Here is a 15,516-nt window from a genome sequence, read left to right on the forward strand (position 1 = left end):
AGCCCGGGCCGCGCAATCTTTAGCCCCTCCGGCGTTTGAGGAGCGGGGGTTCGGGGGCGGAGCCCCTGAAAAGGGACGGGAATGGGTAGGGGCGGCGGGGGCGAGGGAATTCGGGCCTACTCCGCGTAAAGCTCCTCGATCTCCCGGGCGAACTCCCGCGTGACGACCGCCCTGCGGAGCTTCATCGTCGGGGTCAGGTGGCCCGCCGTCTCCGTGAAGTTCAGGGGGAGGACGGTGAAGCGGCGGATCGATTCGGCTCGGGAGACGAGGCGGTTGGCGTCGTCGATGGCGCGTTGGAGGACGGTGAGGAGGTCGGGGTCGGTGACCAGCGTGGCGACCGGGACGTCCGACTTGGCGGTCATGCGGCACCAGTGGGCCATGCCCTCGGCATCGAGGGTCAACAGGGCGGTGATGTAGGGCCGGTTGTCCCCGACGACCACGCACTGGTTGATGAGGGGATGGGCCCGGAGCCAGTCCTCCAGCGGCGCGGGAGCCACGTTCTTGCCGCTGGTGGTGACGAGGATGTCCTTCTTGCGGCCGGTGATGGTGAGGTAGCCCTCGTCGTCCAGTTCGCCGAGGTCACCGGTGGCGAACCACCCCTCCTGGTCGGCCGGCACCACTCCGCCCGCCCGCGGATCCCAGTAGCCGCGGAACACCTGCTCCCCGCTGAGCAGGATCTCCCCGTCCTGGGCGATCCTGACCCGCGTACCGGGCAGCGGCCAGCCGACCGTGCCGAGCCGCGGCCGGTGCGGGTAGGTGAGGGTCGCGGCGGCCGTGGACTCGGTCAGGCCGTAGCCCTCGAAGACCTGGATGCCGGCGCCGGCGTAGAAGGAGGCGAGGCGGCGCCCGAGCGGGGAACCGCCGCACACCACCTGGCGGACCTTCCCGCCGAGGGCCGCGCGGATCCGGCGGTAGACGAGCGGGTCGTAGAGGGCGCGGGCCGCCTTGAGCTTCGCCCCCGGCCCCGGACCCGTACCGTGCTGCTGGGCCTCCAGTGCCTCGCCGTACCCGCGCGCCACCCGCGCCGCCCGGTCGAAGGAGGCGGCGCGGCCCATCTTCTCGGCGGTCGCGCGGCCGGTGTTGTAGACCTTCTCCAGCACGTACGGGATGGCCAGGAGGAAGGTCGGGCTGAAGCCGGCGAGATCGGCCAGCAGCTCCTCCGTACGGATGCTCGGCGCATGACCCAGGCGGACCCGCGCCCGCATACAGGCGATGGCGACCATCCGGCCGAAGACGTGCGAGAGGGGCAGGTAGAGGAGCGTGGACGCCGGGTCCTTGAAGCTGGACTTGAAGACCGGGTGGAGCAGTTGGACGGCGTTGTCGACCTCGGCGAAGAAGTTGGCGTGGGTCAGCGCGCAGCCCTTGGGCCGGCCCGTGGTGCCCGAGGTGTACATGATCGTCGCGAGCGAGTCGGGGCCGAGGACGCCACGGCGTACCGCGACCTCCTGGTCCGGCACGTCACGCCCCAGCTCGGCGAGCCGCTCGGTGTGCCCCTTCTCGAAGATCCACATGTGGCGGACGTCGGGGAGCCGGTCGCGCTCCGGGCCGAGCGCGGCGGCCTGCGCCACATGCTCGACGGCGATCGCCACCGCACCGGAGTCCTGGAGGATCCAGCGGGTCTGGAAGATCGACGAGGTGGGGTAGACCGGGACGGTGACGAGCCCGGCGGCCCAGGCCGCGAAGTCCAGCAGCGTCCACTCGTACGTCGTACGCGCCATGATCGCGAGCCGGTCGCCGGGCTGCAGCCCCTCCGCGATCAGCCCCTTGGCGACCGCCAGGACCTCGGCCGCGAACTCGGCGGCCGTGACGTCCGTCCAGGTGCCGTCCGCGCCCTTCCGGCTGAGCACCGGGTCGTCGGGGGCCTCCTCCGCGTTGTCGAAGGGGATGTCCGCGAGCGAGCCGTGCGTCACGGCGTACACCATCGGGGGCACCGAGACCTCGCGCACGACCCCGTCGAGCCGCCTGACCTCGGGTTCAGGGATGACGAGCTCGGGGTTGTCGGAGGGATCGCGGGACACTGACGGCTCCTAACTCTTGCACTCCCCCCATTACGGACCTGTGAAGTGGCGGGTTCACCTGGGAAAGTGAGGTGCTTCTGTGCGGAAGAGTGAGAGGTTCGTGCACGTTCGGACGCCTGTTCATCTTTTGCCCAACATACCGACGCAACAAGGGCGTTGCCCGCGGATCCGTCGAGTTCGTGCCCTTCGACCCGTCACGTTCGCCTCCTTCGACCCGTCGCGTCCGGGCCCTTCACCCCTTAAGGGGCGCGCCCTCCCCCGTCGCAGGCGCACCCTTCGCCCCCTCACGGGCGTTCGAGGATCGCCGTGACGCCCTGTCCGCCCGCCGCGCAGACCGAGATCAGTCCGCGCCCGGGAGCGTTCCGCTCGGCGAGCAGTTTCGCGAGGGTCGCCACGATCCGCGCCCCGGTGGCCGCGAAGGGGTGACCGGTCGCGAGCGAGGAGCCCGCCACGTTCAGCCGGGCCCGGTCGACCGTGCCGAGCCCCCGCTTCTCCCAGGCCGCCAGCGTGGCCAGCACCTGTGAGGCGAACGCCTCGTGCACCTCGACGAAGTCGAAGTCGTCCAGGCCGAGCCCGGCCCGCTCCAGCATGCGCGGCACGGCATACGCGGGCGCCATCAGCAGCCCGTCCTCGCCACCGGCCACGTCGCCGTTCACGAAGTCGACGGCCGCCGTCTCGTACGCCGTCAGATACGCGAGCGGCGTCAGCCCGCGCACCGACGCCCACTCCTCGCTCGCGAGCAGCACGAGTGCCGCACCGTCCGTGAGGGGCGTGGAGTTCCCGGCGGTCATGGTCGGGGCCGGGTCGTCGGGGCCATCGGGATTGCCGGAGTCCCCGCGGGCGCCCGGGGCCTTCAGCCCGAACACCGGCTTCAGGGAGGCGAGTTTGCCGACCGTCGAGCCGGGCCGGAGGTTCTGGTCGCGGGCCAGCCCTCGGAAGGGCACGACCAGGTCCTCGAAGAAACCGCGCTCGTACGCCGCCGCCAGCCGCTGATGGCTGGCCGCCGCCAACTCGTCCTGCGCCTCCCGGGTCACGCCCCACACGCGGGCCGTGACGGCCGCGTGCTCGCCCATCGAGAGGCCCGTACGGGGCTCCGCGTTGCGCGGGATGTCCGGGACGAGGTGGCCCGGGCGGATCCGGGCGAGCGCCTTCAGCCGGGCACCCGCCGACTTCGCACGCCGGAGCTCCAGCAGGATGCGCCGCAGCTGGTCGTTGACGCCGAGCGGGGCGTCGCTCGCCGTGTCCGCGCCGCCCGCGATCGCCGACTCGGTCTGGCCGAGCGTGATCTTGTTGGCCGCCGCGATGACGGCCTGGAGGCCGGTGCCGCAGGCCTGCTGGATGTCGTACGCGGGGGTGCGGGCGTCCAGCCTCGACCCGAGCACCGTCTCGCGCGCGAGGTTGAAGTCCCGGCTGTGCTTGAGCACGGCACCGGCGACCAACTCCCCCACCGCGCACGGTTCTTCGAGCCCGAAGCGGCTCAGGCGTCCGACGTTCTCGACGAGTCCGTCGACCGCCGCGGTCAGCATCTCCTGGTTCGAGGCGGTCGCGTACGGGCCGTCCGAGCGGGCGAAGGGGATACGGGTGCCACCGACGACCGCGACGCGACGCGGCTGCGGCGCCCGGAAGGATTCCCGCAGGGGTTCCCGGACGGGCTCCGGCAGGGGTTCAAGGGGGCTCATCTCGACCTGCTCCTCACCGTGACGTAGGCTTACCTCGGGTAACCTTACTCCAGAGTAAGAATACGACCGAGCTGGGAGTTGGACGATGGCCGACCGCTACCTGAGTCTCACCGGCACCGCCCCCGGCCGGTTCCTGACCCGCCGGCTCGGGCTGCCGCAGCCGGTGCGGTTGCGGCGCTGGAGTGCCGAACAGCCGTCACTCCAAGGGGAGTTGCTGCATCTCACCGCGGGCAAGTCCGACCTGGACCTCGCACCCGTACTGGCCCGGTCGGGGCCGCGCCCCGGCGGCGAGGGGCCCCACTCCAGTGACGAGAGGCCGGTCGCCGTCGTCCTCGACGCCACCGGTGTCCGTGACGTCGACGCGCTGGCCGAGGTGCACGCCGCCCTCCACCCCGTCGTACGGTCGGTCGCCGAGAGCGGGCGGGTCGTGGTGCTCGGCGCGCCCCTGGACCCCGCCGACCATCACCAGGCCGCCGTCCAGCAGGCCCTCGAAGGGTTCGTACGGTCCCTCGGCAAGGAGATCGGGCGCGGGCGGACGGTGAATCTCGTACGGCTCCTGGAGGCGGAGGCCGCCGAGTCGACGTTGCGCTTTCTGCTGTCGCCGAGGTCGGCCTATGTCAGCGGGCAGGTGATCGAGGTCGGCGGCCACGGTGGCAGTGGTGATGGCCGTGGGTCGGCCGAACCCGAGGATCCCGAGAAGCCCCTTGCCGGGCGTACCGCGCTAGTCACCGGGGCCGCCCGCGGGATCGGCGAGGCCGTCGCCGCGACGCTGGCGCGGGACGGGGCGCTGGTGATGTGTCTCGACGTGCCCGCCGCCGGGGGCGATCTCGCCGCCGTCGCCGAGCGGCTCGGCGGGGTCGCGCTGCCGCTCGACATCACGGCGGACGACGCGGGCGGGCGGATCGCCGACGCGCTGCCCGGCGGGCGGCTCGACGTGCTGGTCCACAACGCGGGGATCACCCGGGACCGGCGGCTGGTCAACATGCCTGCGGAGCGGTGGAGTTCGGTGCTCGACGTCAACCTCGCGAGTGTGCTCCGCACGACCGATGCGCTGCTGTCCGCCGGCGCGCTCCGAGCGGGTGGGCGGGTGGTCGCCACCGCGTCCATCGCCGGGATCGCGGGGAACGCCGGGCAGACGAACTATGCCGCGTCCAAGGCGGGGGTTGTGGGGCTGGTCCGGTCGCTTGCCCCTCGGGCGCTCTCGGAACACGGGGTGACGGTGAACGCGGTCGCGCCCGGATTCATCGAGACGAAGATGACTGCGGCTGTTCCTTTGTTCATTCGTGAAGCCGGGCGGCGGATGAACTCGCTTGCCCAGGGTGGGTTGCCGGTTGATGTGGCCGAGACGACGGCTTGGTTCGCGCACCCCGGATCGGGGGCCGTGAACGGACAGGTTGTTCGGGTTTGCGGGCAGAGCCTTTTGGGAGCTTGAGAGGTTGGTTCATTGTCTGCGGGTGCGTTGGGGCTGGTCGCGCCCACGCGGCGGAGCAGCACATTGACACAGCCCCGCGCCCCTAAAAAAATCCGTGCCCGGCCCAGAAGGGGAGTCAGTGTTGGATGACGTGAAGGGACCCATGCACACCCACGTTCTCAATGGTTCGCCGCGTCTCTGGCCCTTGCTTGCCCGGGGTGCTTTCCTTTCGCCTTTCAAGCGGCCCCGGACGGGAGTCACGGCACCCCGTACCCGATTGGTTCTCCCGGGGCTTCGTATCGATCTGGGAAAGCTCGCCGCATATGAGCGTGCCTGTGGATTCGGGGTGGGGGCGGACGAGTTGCCCATTACCTATCCGCACGTTCTCGGATTTCCGTTGGTCATGCGGCTGATGAGTGAGCGGGCCTTTCCGTTGCCGTTGCTCGGGCTGGTGCACACGTCCGTCTCGGTCACCCGGTGGAAGGCGACGCCGGCGACCGGGGAGTACGAACTCGCCGTGTACGTCGATGAGTTGGCGCCCCACCGACGCGGGACCGAGGCCGTCGTCGTGACGGAGATGCGGGCGGGGGGCGAGCTCGTGTGGGAGTCGAGGAGTACGTATCTGGCGCGGCACCGCACCTCGGCGGGGAGTTCGGGCGGGCCGGCCGCGCCCGAGGAGCGCACGCCGCTGCCCGTCGTGGCCGAGTGGGCGCTCGCGGGGGATGTGGGGCGGCGGTACGGGGCCGCGTCCGGCGACCGCAACCCGATCCACCTCCACCCCCTCACCGCCCGGCTGTTCGGCTTCCCCCGGGCCATCGCGCACGGCATGTGGACCGTGGCGCGCTGCCTCGCCGAGCACGGGGTGCCTCAAGCTGCCCTGGTCCGGGCGGAGTTCAGGGCGCCGGTGCTTCTGCCGGGGACGGTGTCGTACGGGGCGGAGGGTGCCGCCTTCGAGCTGCGCGGGGCGGGTGGCCGGCTGCACCTGTCCGGAGAGGTCCTCCCCGTGCTCTGACGCGCGCGCCCCGCCCTACCCGGGCGACCCGGCCGAACCGTGCTCCGACCAGGGTCTCCCCTCCATCAGGTCCCCCAGGCCCGCCCAGGCGAAGTTCATCAGGGTCGTGGCGGCCTGCCGGGCGGAGACGCCGGGGGTGGCATTGGCCCAGGCGGCGAGGGACTCGGCGGCGCCGACGAGGGCTTCCGCGAGACCGGCGACCTCGCGCTCGGGCAGCGACGGGTCCCGGTGCGCCTCACGGGCGGCCACCACGATCAGCTGCGTGACGAACGCGACGATCTCCTCGCGCATCGCGGCGAACTCCGCGGCGAACGGCTCCCCGTGCGTACGCGCCTGGAGGTGCAGCACCGCCCAGCCGTCCGGGTTCTGCGCGGTGTGCGTGAAGAACGCCCGCAGCCCGTCCCAGAGTTGGCGGTCGGCGGGCAGGTCCTGCTGGACCCCCGCACGCACGGCCGCGGTCAGGGCGGCGGCCTCACGCCGGATGCACGCGGTGAAGAGGTCTTCCTTGGAGTTCAGGTACAGATAGACCAACGGCTTGGACACACCCGCCAGATCGGCGATCTCGTCCATCGACGCGGACCGGTATCCCCGCTGCCCGAAGGTCTGCACCGCCGCGTCCAGCATCTGCTGTTCGCGCACGGCACGCGGCATCCGCTTGCTCTTCACTGCACCCATACGAGCAAGAGTACGAGTTGTCCGCCGACGGCTCGGCGGAGTTGTGGGCCCGGCACCCCGCTTCGGCCTGAACGGCCTCGTCCTCAAACGCCGGACGGGCCGAAAATGTCGACCGGCGCCGAAAAGTGCTCCTGATCAGCCTGATCAGTTACGACGTCTGGCCGTGGGCCCGCGACACCTCGTCCACCACGTCGTCCTCCTGGCTGCGGTTGGCCTCCAGGTTGGACTTGACGCGGTCGACGCGCTCGACGATCTGGATCGAGGCGCGGTCGCGCTCCTTGCGCAGGACGACGAAGCTGATGGGCGCCGAGATCAGCAGGGAGAGCAGGATGATCCACATGCCGTTCGAGTCACCGAGCCCGCGCGGGGCGATGCCGGAGTAGACGAGGCCCCAGACGACCACGAGGCAGCCCACCAGGATTCCCAGGCGCATCAGTGTGTAGCGGAGCATCTCAATCCACTCTTCCGTGTCGAACGGGTTGGAAGGGGTCCGAAGGAATCCGAAGCAGTCCGAAAGTCCCCGACTTTCCCAAAGGGCACCGTCCAGTCAAGCACGCCCGGCACCCGATCTTGCAGGGGGGTACGGAGAGTCAGGTGAGCGGCAGCAGCATGAAAATGTCCTCGCGGTCGTCGCCGGGCGCGACACGTATCGCGTCCGGTATGCGGCCGACCTCCTTGTAGCCGCACGAGCCGTAGAACCGCTCCAGGCCGTTCCCGCCCCGGCAGGTGAGCCGGATCGCCTCGATGCCGTCGAGGGAGCGGGCCGCGTCCGCGGCGGCGGCCAGGAGGTCCCGGCCGTATCCCTTGCCCTGGTGCTTCGGGTGGACCATCACCGTGTAGAGCCACAGCCAGTGGGTCATCAGCCGGTGGGTGTTGAAGGTGAGGAAGGCCGCGGCGGCCACCTGCCCTTCCTCGTCGAACCCGGCCAGGAGTCGGGCGCGGCCCTCCGCCATCGCCACGAAGTGCTTCACCAGCTCCGGGCGGATGACCTCCCGGTCCACCGGCGGGACGAAGCCGACGGCGCCGCCCGCGTTGGAGACGTCCGTCCACAGGTCGAGGAGGCCGTCGCGGACCTCGGGGGTCACGGCCGGGTCGAGAGCGAAGGTAAGGGCCATGCGGCCAGATTAGCCATTACGCCATGTCGGCCTCAAGCGAGTGCCGACGTCACGTACGTCACGCGTTTCTCTCGCCCCCGCCGCCCCTACCCATTCCTGACTCAGGGGCTTCGCCCCCGAACCCCCAAAAGACTGCGCAGTTCCCCGCGCCCCCTAAAAGGGGCGCGGGGAACTGCGCGACCACTCACGCCAAGAACGTCAGACCCTCAGACCCTCATCGGCTGAGGCGACTCGCGACGCCCCGCGTCCGGGCCGTCGTACTCGCGGATGATCTCGTAGCGCGTGTTCCGTTCGACCGGGCGGAACCCGGCGTCGCGGATCAGGTCGAGGAGGTCCTCGCGGGTCAGCTTGTTCGGGGTGCCGTAGTTGTCGGCGTCGTGGGTGATCTTGTACTCGACGACCGAGCCGTCCATGTCGTCGGCGCCGTGCTGGAGCGCCAGCTGGGCGGTCTGCACACCGTGCATGACCCAGAAGACCTTGACGTGCGGGACGTTGTCGAACAGCAGCCGCGAGACCGCGAAGGTCTTCAGGGCCTCGGCACCCGTCGCCATCTGCGTACGCGCCTGGAGGCGGTTGCGGACCTTGCCGTCCTTCACGTCGACGAAGTCGTGCTGGTAGCGCAGCGGGATGAAGACCTGGAAGCCGCCGGTCTCGTCCTGCAGCTCACGCAGACGCAGGACGTGGTCGACCCGGTGGCGCGGCTCCTCGATGTGCCCGTACAGCATCGTGCACGGGGTCTTGAGACCCTTCTCGTGCGCGAGGCGGTGGATGCGCGACCAGTCCTCCCAGTGGGTGCGGTGGTCGACGATGTGCTGCCGGATCTCCCAGTCGAAGATCTCCGCGCCGCCACCGGTCAGCGACTCCAGACCTGCGTCGATCAGCTCGTCCAGGATCTCGGACGCCGACAGACCGCTGATCGTCTCGAAGTGGTGGATCTCCGTGGCCGTGAACGCCTTCAGGGAGACGTCCGGAAGGGCCTTCTTCAGCTCGCTGAGCGAGCGCGGGTAGTAGCGCCACGGCAGGTTCGGGTGCAGGCCGTTCACGATGTGCAGCTCGGTGAGGTTCTCGCCCTCCATCGCCTTGGCGAGCCGGACGGCCTCCTCGATGCGCATCGTGTACGCGTCCTTCTCGCCCGGCTTGCGCTGGAACGAGCAGTAGGCGCACGACGCGGTGCACACGTTCGTCATGTTGAGGTGGCGGTTGACGTTGAAGTGGACGACGTCGCCGTTCTTCTTCATCCGCACCTCGTGGGCGAGCCCGCCCAGCCAGGCCAGGTCGTCCGACTCGTACAGCGCGATGCCGTCCTCGCGGGTCAGCCGCTCACCGGCCCGGACCTTGTCCTCCAGCTCGCGCTTGAGCCCGACATCCATGCTGCTTCTACCTCTCGTAAGTGACGAACCTTGTCAACCGTACGCCCCGCTGCCTACTCCTCCTCGGGCAGCTCACCCACCCGGTTCTCCCACTTCGTGGAGAGCACGATGGTCGTACGCGTCCGGGAGACGCCCTTGGTCCCCGACAGCCGCCGGATGGTCTTCTCCAGACCGTCCACGTCGGGCGCCCGCACCTTGAGCATGTACGAGTCGTCGCCGGCGATGAACCAGCAGTCCTCGATCTCGTTGAGGTCCTTGAGCCGGTGCGCCACGTCCTCGTGGTCGGTGGCGTCGGAGAGCGAGATGCCGATGAGGGCGGTGACGCCGAGGCCGAGCGAGGTCGCGTCGACCGTCGCGCGGTAGCCGGTGATGACACCGGCGGCCTCCAGGCGGTTGATGCGGTCGGTGACGCTGGGTCCCGACAGACCGACGAGGCGTCCCAGCTCCGCGTAGGAGGCCCGGCCGTTCTCCCTGAGGGCCTGGATGAGCTGCCTGTCCACCGCGTCCATGCGATCGATAGCCTTCCGCTGAAGAGTTCCTGAAGTGATGCCCTGAAGTGATGCGTGGGTACTGCGCGTTGCTCGGTCGTACGGGTCGTACAGGTCGAACGTGCTGCTCAGACGGTGCCGCGTGAGCCCCCGCCGAGTTCGCCCTCCCAGCGGCGGTAGAGCGTGTGCCCGACGCCCGCCGCGTCCAGCACGCGCCCGGCCACGAAGTCCACCAGGTCCTGGATGTGGGTCGCTCCCGCGTAGAACGCCGGGGAGGCCGGCAGTACGGTCGCGCCCGCGTCGTCCAGTGTCACCAGATGCCGCAGGGTCTGCCCGTTCAACGGGGTCTCGCGGACGGCGACGACCAGCCTGCGCCGCTCCTTGAGCGTGACGCTCGCGGCGCGCTGCAACAGGTCTTTGGAGAGGCCGAGCGCGACCCCGGCGACACACGCGGTGGAGGCGGGCACGATCAGCATGCCCTTCGAGGCGTACGAACCGGACGACGGCCCCGCCGCCAGGTCCCCCGCGCTCCAGTGCCGTACCTCGTCGACGTCCACCGCGAAGGTGCCGGGCTTTCCGTCGGCCCCCCGGCCGAGCCACTCCCGGAGGTCCTCCTGCCAGTGGCCGTCCCGGAAGCTGATCCCGGTCTCGTCGAGCAGCGTGAGCCGTGAGGCCCGCGAGACGACCAGGTCGACGCTCTCGCCGGCCGCGAGGAGGGCACGCAGCACGGCAGCCGCGTACGGCGTTCCGGACGCGCCGGAGACCCCCACGATCCAAGGCCGACGCTGAGTTTCTCCTGCGTTCACACCCTGAGCCTACCGGCGGGCCGCCCGGAGCTCAGGACCGGCCGTGCTTGCGTCCGGTCCACGGGCCGCGCCGTACTCACACGGCACCCACACGGCACTCACACGGTCAGACCGCGCACCAACAGATCGAGCAGCGCGCACGCGAACAGGGCGATGCCGATGAAGCCGTTGACGCTGAAGAAGGCGCGGTTCACCCGGGAGAGGTCGTGCGGGCGGACGATCGAGTGCTCGTACAGGAAGGCACCCGCGACGATCACCAGGCCGACCCAGAAGAAGGTGCCCGCGTCGGTGGCCAGCGCGTACCAGACGAAGAGCGCCGTCGTGAGGGTGTGGCAGACGCGCGCGCCCCAGATCGCGGCCGGGATGCCGAAGCGGGCCGGGACCGACATGACGCCGATCTCGCGGTCCGTCTTCACGTCCTGGCAGGCGTAGATGAGGTCGAAGCCGCCGATCCAGATGCCGACAGCGAGGCCGAGGATCACCGCGTCCCAGGACCACTCGCCGGTGATCGCCAGCCAGCCGCCGATCGGCCCCATCGCCTGCGCGAGACCGAGGATGGCCTGCGGGAAGTTCGTGAACCGCTTGCCGTACGGGTACACGACCATCGGGATGACCGCGATGGGCGCGAGCGCCAGGCAGAGCGGGTTGAGCAGGGCCGCCGCGCCGAGGAAGAAGACGAGGGCGACCAGCGCGCCCGTCCACGCGTGCTTCACGGTCATCGCGCCGGTGACCAGCTCGCGATGGGCCGTACGGGGATTGCGGGCGTCGATCTCCCGGTCGATGATCCGGTTGGCGGCCATGGCGAACGTCCGCAGGCCGACCATCGCGACGGTCACCAGCAGCAGCCGGCCCCAGGCGATGTTCCCGTCCACCGTGAACATCGCCGTCAGCGCCGCGATGTACGCGAAGGGCAGCGCGAAGACGGAGTGCTCGATCATGACGAGGCGCAGGAACGCCTTGGTGCGCCCCGGCTGCGGGATCGCGGCTGATGCGCTGCTCACGAGAGTCCGTACTCCTTCCACCGGCGGTCGACCTTCGCCGCCGTCTCCGGGTCGGACAGCACCATGTCGGGCCAGCCGCCGTCCCGCGTGTACCCCTCCTCGGGCCACTTCTTCGTCGCGTCGATGCCCGCCTTGCCGCCCCAGAACTGCTGGTACGAGGAGTGGTCGAGGTGGTCGACCGGCCCCTCGACGACGGTGAGGTCACGGGAGTAGTCCGTGTTCCCCAGCGCGCGCCACGCGACCTCGTGCAGGTCGTGGACGTCGCAGTCGGAGTCGACGACCACGATCAGTTTGGTCAGGGACATCATGTGGGCGCCCCAGACGGCGTGCATCACCTTCTGGGCGTGCTTCGGGTACTTCTTGTCGATCGCGACGATCGCGCAGTTGTGGAAACCGCCCGCCTCGGGGAGGTGGTAGTCCACGATGTCCGGCACGATGATCTTGAGGAGGGGGAGGAAGAACCTCTCCGTCGCCCGGCCCAGCGGACCGTCCTCGGTCGGCGGCCGGCCGACCACGATCGACTGGAGCAGCGGCCTCTTGCGCATCGTCACGCAGTCGATGGTCAGGGCCGGGAAGGGCTCCTGCGGCGTGTAGAACCCGGTGTGGTCGCCGAAGGGGCCTTCCGGGAGCATCTCGCCGGGCTCCAGCCACCCCTCCAGTACGACCTCGGCCTGCGCCGGGACCTGCAGCGGCACGGTCTTGCAGTCGACCATCTCGATCCGCTTGCCCTGGACGAACCCCGCGAAGAGGTACTCGTCGATGTCACCGGGCAGCGGGGCCGTGGACGCGTACGTCACCGCCGGCGGACACCCGAAGGCGATCGCGACGGGCAGCCGCTCGCCCTTCCGCGCGGCCACCTGGTAGTGGTTGCGGCTGTCCTTGTGGATCTGCCAGTGCATGCCGATGGTGCGCTTGTCGTGGCGCTGGAGGCGGTAGAGCCCGAGATTGCGGATCCCGCTCTCCGGGTCCTTGGTGTGGGTCAGGCCCAGGTTGAAGAACGACCCGCCGTCCTTGGGCCAGGTGAAGAGGGCCGGCAACTGGTCCAGGTCCACCTCGTCGCCCTGCAGCACGACCTCGTGCACCGGCGCGTTGTCGGACTTGATCTTCTTCGGCGGTACGTGGGTCATGGCGCCGAGCTTCCCGAAGGCCTCGCGCACCCCGATGAACCCCTGCGGCAGCTCCGGCCTGAGCAGTCCGCCGATCTTCTCGCTGATCTCGTCGTACGACTTCAGGCCGAGCGATTTGAGGAGCCTGCGGTCCGTCCCGAAGACGTTCATCGCGAGTGGCATCGCCGACCCGCGCACGTTCTCGAAGAGCAGGGCGGGGCCGCCCGCCTTCTGGACGCGGTCGACGATCTCCCCGACCTCCAGATACGGGTCCACCTCGGCCTTGATGCGCTGGAGGTCGCCCTCGCGCTCAAGCGCCCGGAGCAGGGAGCGAAGATCGTCGTAAGCCATGCGTTCCAGTATCGGCTACTCGCTACGCTGAACCTGTAACGGGGGCCGCCGACCCGGCCCCGATCAAGCACACACCGCCACGCTCCACTCTTCTCGACTCTCCACTCTTCTCGACTCTCCACACGCAGGGGGACCGCCGAATGCTTCGGGTGCTGATGATTCTGGTGCCATTGGGGCTCAGCATCTATGCCTTCATCGACTGCATCACCACCGACGAGAAGGACATCCGCTACATCCCGAAGCCCCTCTGGGCGATCCTCGTGCTGCTGTTCCCGCTCGTCGGCTCCATCTCCTGGCTGATCGTCGGCCACCAGCGCAAGCCGCGCGGCCTCTCCTCCGGCCGGGGCGGCTGGGTCGCACCCGACGACAACCCGGAGTTCCTGAAGTCCTTGAAGGACGACAGCAAGGACAAGGACAAGGGCGAGAGCAAGGACAGCGGCAGCGACAGTGACGACGGTCCGACGGACGCCGTGACGGGCGACGAGGCGCACCTCAAGAACTGGGAGGACGACCTCCGTCGCCGCGAGGAGGAGCTGAAGCGGCGGGAGGGCGGTTCGGGCGAAGGCCAGGACGACTCCACCCCGCCGAAGCCCTGACGCGGGGCACTGAGGTGGAGCCCTGAGATGGAGATCCGTCTGCTGGTCACCTTCGAGAAGGTCGCCGCCGTGCTGAGCTTCACGCAGGCGGCGGCCGAGCTGAAGTACGCCCAGTCCAGCGTGACCAGCCAGATCCGCGCCCTGGAGTCCTCGCTCGGGGTGCAGCTCTTCGACCGGCTCGGCAGCCGCATCCGGCTGACCGAGGCGGGCGACCGGCTCCTCCCCTACGCCCGGCAGATCATCGAGCTGAGCGAGGAGGCACGGGCGGCGGTCGTCGGTACGGAGGAGCCCTCGGGCACGCTGACGGTCGGCACGATGGAGTCGCTGACGTCCTACCGTCTGTCCCCGCTCCTCGAACTGTTCCACCACCGCTATCCCGGGGTCCGGCTGTCCATGCGTCCAACGCTGGGCGACGAGACCCGGCAGGCGCTGCGGCAGGGCACGTACGACGTGGGTTTCCTGATGGAGCGGGAGACGGAGCACGCGGGTCTTGAGGTCACGCAGCTCGCCGAGGAGCCGCTGGCGCTGGTGGCGGCGCCCGGCCATCCCCTCGCGGGAGCGGCCGTGTCGGCCGTCTCGACCGCCGATCTCGTACGCGAGCCACTGCTGGCCACCGAGCCGGGCTGCGCCTACCGGGACCTGTTCGAGGAGGAGCTCAACACGCGGTCCGCGGAGCCGGTCTCGTTCATGGAGTTCGGCACGATCGAGGCGACCAAGCGGGCGGCGGCGGCCGGCCTCGGCATCGCCCTCCTGCCCGCGGTGACGGTGGCGGAGGAACTCGCCGACGGCCGGCTCGTGGCCCTGCCCTGGGAGCCGCCGTTCACCCTCACTACTCAACTGGCGTGGCGGTCCGGGAAACGGCTTCCGGCGCACGCGCGGCTGTTCGTGGAGCAGGCACGGAAGCTGGTTGCCGAGCAAGGGTGACCTTCAGGCTCGCGGCCACGATCAGCGGGACGCCGAGCGCCTGGACGAGTCCGATGTGGTGCCCGTACACCGCCCAGTCCGCGACCATCGCCACCGCCGGGTAGGTGAAGGCGAGTACGGCGATCTTGGCGGTCGGCAGCTGGGCGTAGGCGGCGTACATCAGGACGTACATCAGGCCCGTGTGGATGATGCCGAGGCCGACCAGCCAGCCCCAGTCGGCGCCCGTGCCGCTCATCGCGCCGAAGTCGGCGAAGGGGAGCAGCAGCGGGATCCCGACGACGACCTGGACGAGGGCGATGAGGTGCGGACGTACGCCCGTGATGCGCTTGGTGACGAGGGTGGAGAGGCCGTAGAGGAGCGCGGCGAGGAGGGCCTGTCCGACGCCCAGGAGGTACGTGCCGTCGCCGCCCGTGAAGTCCGAGGGCCTGACGCCGGAGACGAGGATCAGGCCCACGAAGGCGAGCGCGATCCAGCCTGCCTTCGCGGCGGTGAGGCGTTCGCGGAAGAGGAGGGCGCCGAGCAGCACCACGTAGAAGGGCTGCGTGTGGTAGACGACGGTCGCGACCGAGATCGACGTGTTCTCGTACGACTGGAAGAGGAAGACCCAGTTGAAGACGATGAACAGGCCGCCGAGGGCCGCGAGTCCGAGTTTGCGCGGGGTGAGTCCGTGGTTCCGGAAGTAGCCGCGGGCGAGGGCGTACGTGCCGAGTGCCAGGGCGCCGAAGAGGACGCGGAAGAACACGACGTTGAAGGGCGAGGCGCCCGACTCCACGACGAAGATTCCGAGGGTCCCGGAGAGGACCATCGCGGCGGTCAACTGGACGGTGCCCTTGCGCTCGGAGGTGCTGTCTGTAGCCATGCCCCGAAGCTACGAGCGGCTGCCGGTACGGGTCCACGCCCCACCGGGGCGTCCTGTCGATGGGCCCATCGGCCCGCCCGATGACGTTTCTCGCCCCCGCCGCCC

15 protein-coding genes are annotated in these 15,516 nt (G+C 69.9%); 4 read left to right on the plus strand and 11 right to left on the minus strand.

The features are described 5' to 3' along the window. Positions 1 to 116: 116 nt before the first annotated feature. Both AOK17_RS35960 and AOK17_RS35965 read right to left on the minus strand, forming a co-directional pair. Complete coding sequence (locus tag AOK17_RS35960) at positions 117 to 2,018, minus strand: AMP-dependent synthetase/ligase (protein WP_055616799.1); 1,902 nt, start codon at positions 2,016 to 2,018, stop codon at positions 117 to 119. A 284-nt stretch (positions 2,019 to 2,302) separates the two neighbouring features. Continuing rightward, complete coding sequence (locus AOK17_RS35965) at positions 2,303 to 3,697, minus strand: acetyl-CoA C-acetyltransferase (RefSeq protein WP_245697578.1); 1,395 nt, start codon at positions 3,695 to 3,697, stop codon at positions 2,303 to 2,305. A gap of 85 nt (positions 3,698 to 3,782) precedes the next feature. Here AOK17_RS35965 and AOK17_RS35970 point away from each other — a divergent pair, with 85 nt between their 5' ends. Continuing rightward, entirely contained in the window at positions 3,783 to 5,129 is a 1,347-nt protein-coding gene (locus AOK17_RS35970; protein WP_055616800.1) for a 3-oxoacyl-ACP reductase, read from the plus strand. Between the two features lie 142 nt (positions 5,130 to 5,271). Next, the gene (locus AOK17_RS35975; RefSeq protein WP_055616801.1) at positions 5,272 to 6,120 is read left to right on the plus strand and encodes a MaoC family dehydratase; all 849 of its coding nucleotides are present in this window, start codon (positions 5,272 to 5,274) and stop codon (positions 6,118 to 6,120) included. A 15-nt stretch (positions 6,121 to 6,135) separates the two neighbouring features. Here AOK17_RS35975 and AOK17_RS35980 read toward each other — a convergent pair whose 3' ends face one another. The 8 genes from AOK17_RS35980 to AOK17_RS36015 form a co-directional block, all read right to left on the minus strand. Continuing rightward, positions 6,136 to 6,795, minus strand: coding sequence for a TetR/AcrR family transcriptional regulator (locus AOK17_RS35980; protein ID WP_055616802.1), 660 nt, complete (start codon positions 6,793 to 6,795; stop codon positions 6,136 to 6,138). Positions 6,796 to 6,943: 148 nt separating this feature from the next. Further along, positions 6,944 to 7,246, minus strand: coding sequence for a DUF4229 domain-containing protein (locus tag AOK17_RS35985; protein WP_055616803.1), 303 nt, complete (start codon positions 7,244 to 7,246; stop codon positions 6,944 to 6,946). Positions 7,247 to 7,385: 139 nt separating this feature from the next. Further along, on the minus strand, positions 7,386 to 7,910 hold the full coding sequence (locus AOK17_RS35990) for a GNAT family N-acetyltransferase (protein ID WP_055616804.1): 525 nt from the start codon (positions 7,908 to 7,910) through the stop codon (positions 7,386 to 7,388). Between the two features lie 206 nt (positions 7,911 to 8,116). Continuing rightward, positions 8,117 to 9,280 (minus strand): aminofutalosine synthase MqnE, encoded by a 1,164-nt coding sequence (gene mqnE / locus AOK17_RS35995; protein WP_055616805.1) that lies wholly within the window; start codon positions 9,278 to 9,280, stop codon positions 8,117 to 8,119. A gap of 53 nt (positions 9,281 to 9,333) precedes the next feature. After that, positions 9,334 to 9,789, minus strand: a complete 456-nt coding sequence (locus AOK17_RS36000; protein WP_055616806.1) for an Lrp/AsnC family transcriptional regulator — start codon at positions 9,787 to 9,789, stop codon at positions 9,334 to 9,336. 107 nt (positions 9,790 to 9,896) lie between these two features. Next, complete coding sequence (locus AOK17_RS36005; protein ID WP_055616807.1) at positions 9,897 to 10,574, minus strand: UbiX family flavin prenyltransferase; 678 nt, start codon at positions 10,572 to 10,574, stop codon at positions 9,897 to 9,899. Positions 10,575 to 10,672: 98 nt separating this feature from the next. After that, complete coding sequence (mqnP, locus tag AOK17_RS36010; RefSeq protein WP_055616808.1) at positions 10,673 to 11,575, minus strand: menaquinone biosynthesis prenyltransferase MqnP; 903 nt, start codon at positions 11,573 to 11,575, stop codon at positions 10,673 to 10,675. After that, positions 11,572 to 13,032 carry a menaquinone biosynthesis decarboxylase gene (locus AOK17_RS36015; protein ID WP_055616809.1) on the minus strand — a complete coding sequence of 487 codons (1,461 nt, stop codon included), beginning with the start codon at positions 13,030 to 13,032 and terminating at the stop codon, positions 11,572 to 11,574. Before AOK17_RS36015 ends, mqnP begins: the two co-directional genes overlap by 4 nt. A gap of 140 nt (positions 13,033 to 13,172) precedes the next feature. Between AOK17_RS36015 and AOK17_RS36020 the strand changes: the two genes are divergently transcribed. Together AOK17_RS36020 and AOK17_RS36025 are read left to right on the plus strand one after the other, a co-directional pair. Beyond that, a complete protein-coding gene (locus AOK17_RS36020; RefSeq protein ID WP_055616810.1) occupies positions 13,173 to 13,628 on the plus strand; it encodes a PLD nuclease N-terminal domain-containing protein in 456 nt (151 codons plus the stop codon). Between the two features lie 27 nt (positions 13,629 to 13,655). Next, the gene (locus tag AOK17_RS36025) at positions 13,656 to 14,552 is read left to right on the plus strand and encodes a LysR family transcriptional regulator (protein WP_055616811.1); all 897 of its coding nucleotides are present in this window, start codon (positions 13,656 to 13,658) and stop codon (positions 14,550 to 14,552) included. Here AOK17_RS36025 and AOK17_RS36030 read toward each other — a convergent pair. Further along, on the minus strand, positions 14,458 to 15,411 hold the full coding sequence (locus tag AOK17_RS36030; RefSeq protein ID WP_055616812.1) for a DMT family transporter: 954 nt from the start codon (positions 15,409 to 15,411) through the stop codon (positions 14,458 to 14,460). The two genes, AOK17_RS36025 and AOK17_RS36030, sit on opposite strands and share 95 nt — an antisense overlap. Between the last annotated feature and the right edge of the window lie 105 nt (positions 15,412 to 15,516).

The sequence above is a fragment of the Streptomyces phaeochromogenes genome (assembly GCF_001418655.1).
GTDB classification, from domain to species: domain Bacteria; phylum Actinomycetota; class Actinomycetes; order Streptomycetales; family Streptomycetaceae; genus Streptomyces; species Streptomyces phaeochromogenes.

What these genes read in the sequence shown, in the direction of transcription:
- AOK17_RS36025 (WP_055616811.1), top strand. Translation starts at nt 13,656, where the DNA reads ATGGAGATCCGTCTGCTGGTCACCTTCGAGAAGGTCGCCGCCGTGCTG.
- mqnE (WP_055616805.1), bottom strand. Translation starts at nt 9,280, where the DNA reads ATGGATGTCGGGCTCAAGCGCGAGCTGGAGGACAAGGTCCGGGCCGGT.
- AOK17_RS36015 (WP_055616809.1), bottom strand. Translation starts at nt 13,032, where the DNA reads ATGGCTTACGACGATCTTCGCTCCCTGCTCCGGGCGCTTGAGCGCGAG.
- AOK17_RS36030 (WP_055616812.1), bottom strand. Translation starts at nt 15,411, where the DNA reads ATGGCTACAGACAGCACCTCCGAGCGCAAGGGCACCGTCCAGTTGACC.
- AOK17_RS35980 (WP_055616802.1), bottom strand. Translation starts at nt 6,795, where the DNA reads ATGGGTGCAGTGAAGAGCAAGCGGATGCCGCGTGCCGTGCGCGAACAG.
- AOK17_RS35990 (WP_055616804.1), bottom strand. Translation starts at nt 7,910, where the DNA reads ATGGCCCTTACCTTCGCTCTCGACCCGGCCGTGACCCCCGAGGTCCGC.
- AOK17_RS35965 (WP_245697578.1), bottom strand. Translation starts at nt 3,697, where the DNA reads ATGAGCCCCCTTGAACCCCTGCCGGAGCCCGTCCGGGAACCCCTGCGG.
- AOK17_RS35975 (WP_055616801.1), top strand. Translation starts at nt 5,272, where the DNA reads ATGCACACCCACGTTCTCAATGGTTCGCCGCGTCTCTGGCCCTTGCTT.
- AOK17_RS36000 (WP_055616806.1), bottom strand. Translation starts at nt 9,789, where the DNA reads ATGGACGCGGTGGACAGGCAGCTCATCCAGGCCCTCAGGGAGAACGGC.
- AOK17_RS35985 (WP_055616803.1), bottom strand. Translation starts at nt 7,246, where the DNA reads ATGCTCCGCTACACACTGATGCGCCTGGGAATCCTGGTGGGCTGCCTC.
- AOK17_RS36020 (WP_055616810.1), top strand. Translation starts at nt 13,173, where the DNA reads ATGCTTCGGGTGCTGATGATTCTGGTGCCATTGGGGCTCAGCATCTAT.
- AOK17_RS35970 (WP_055616800.1), top strand. Translation starts at nt 3,783, where the DNA reads ATGGCCGACCGCTACCTGAGTCTCACCGGCACCGCCCCCGGCCGGTTC.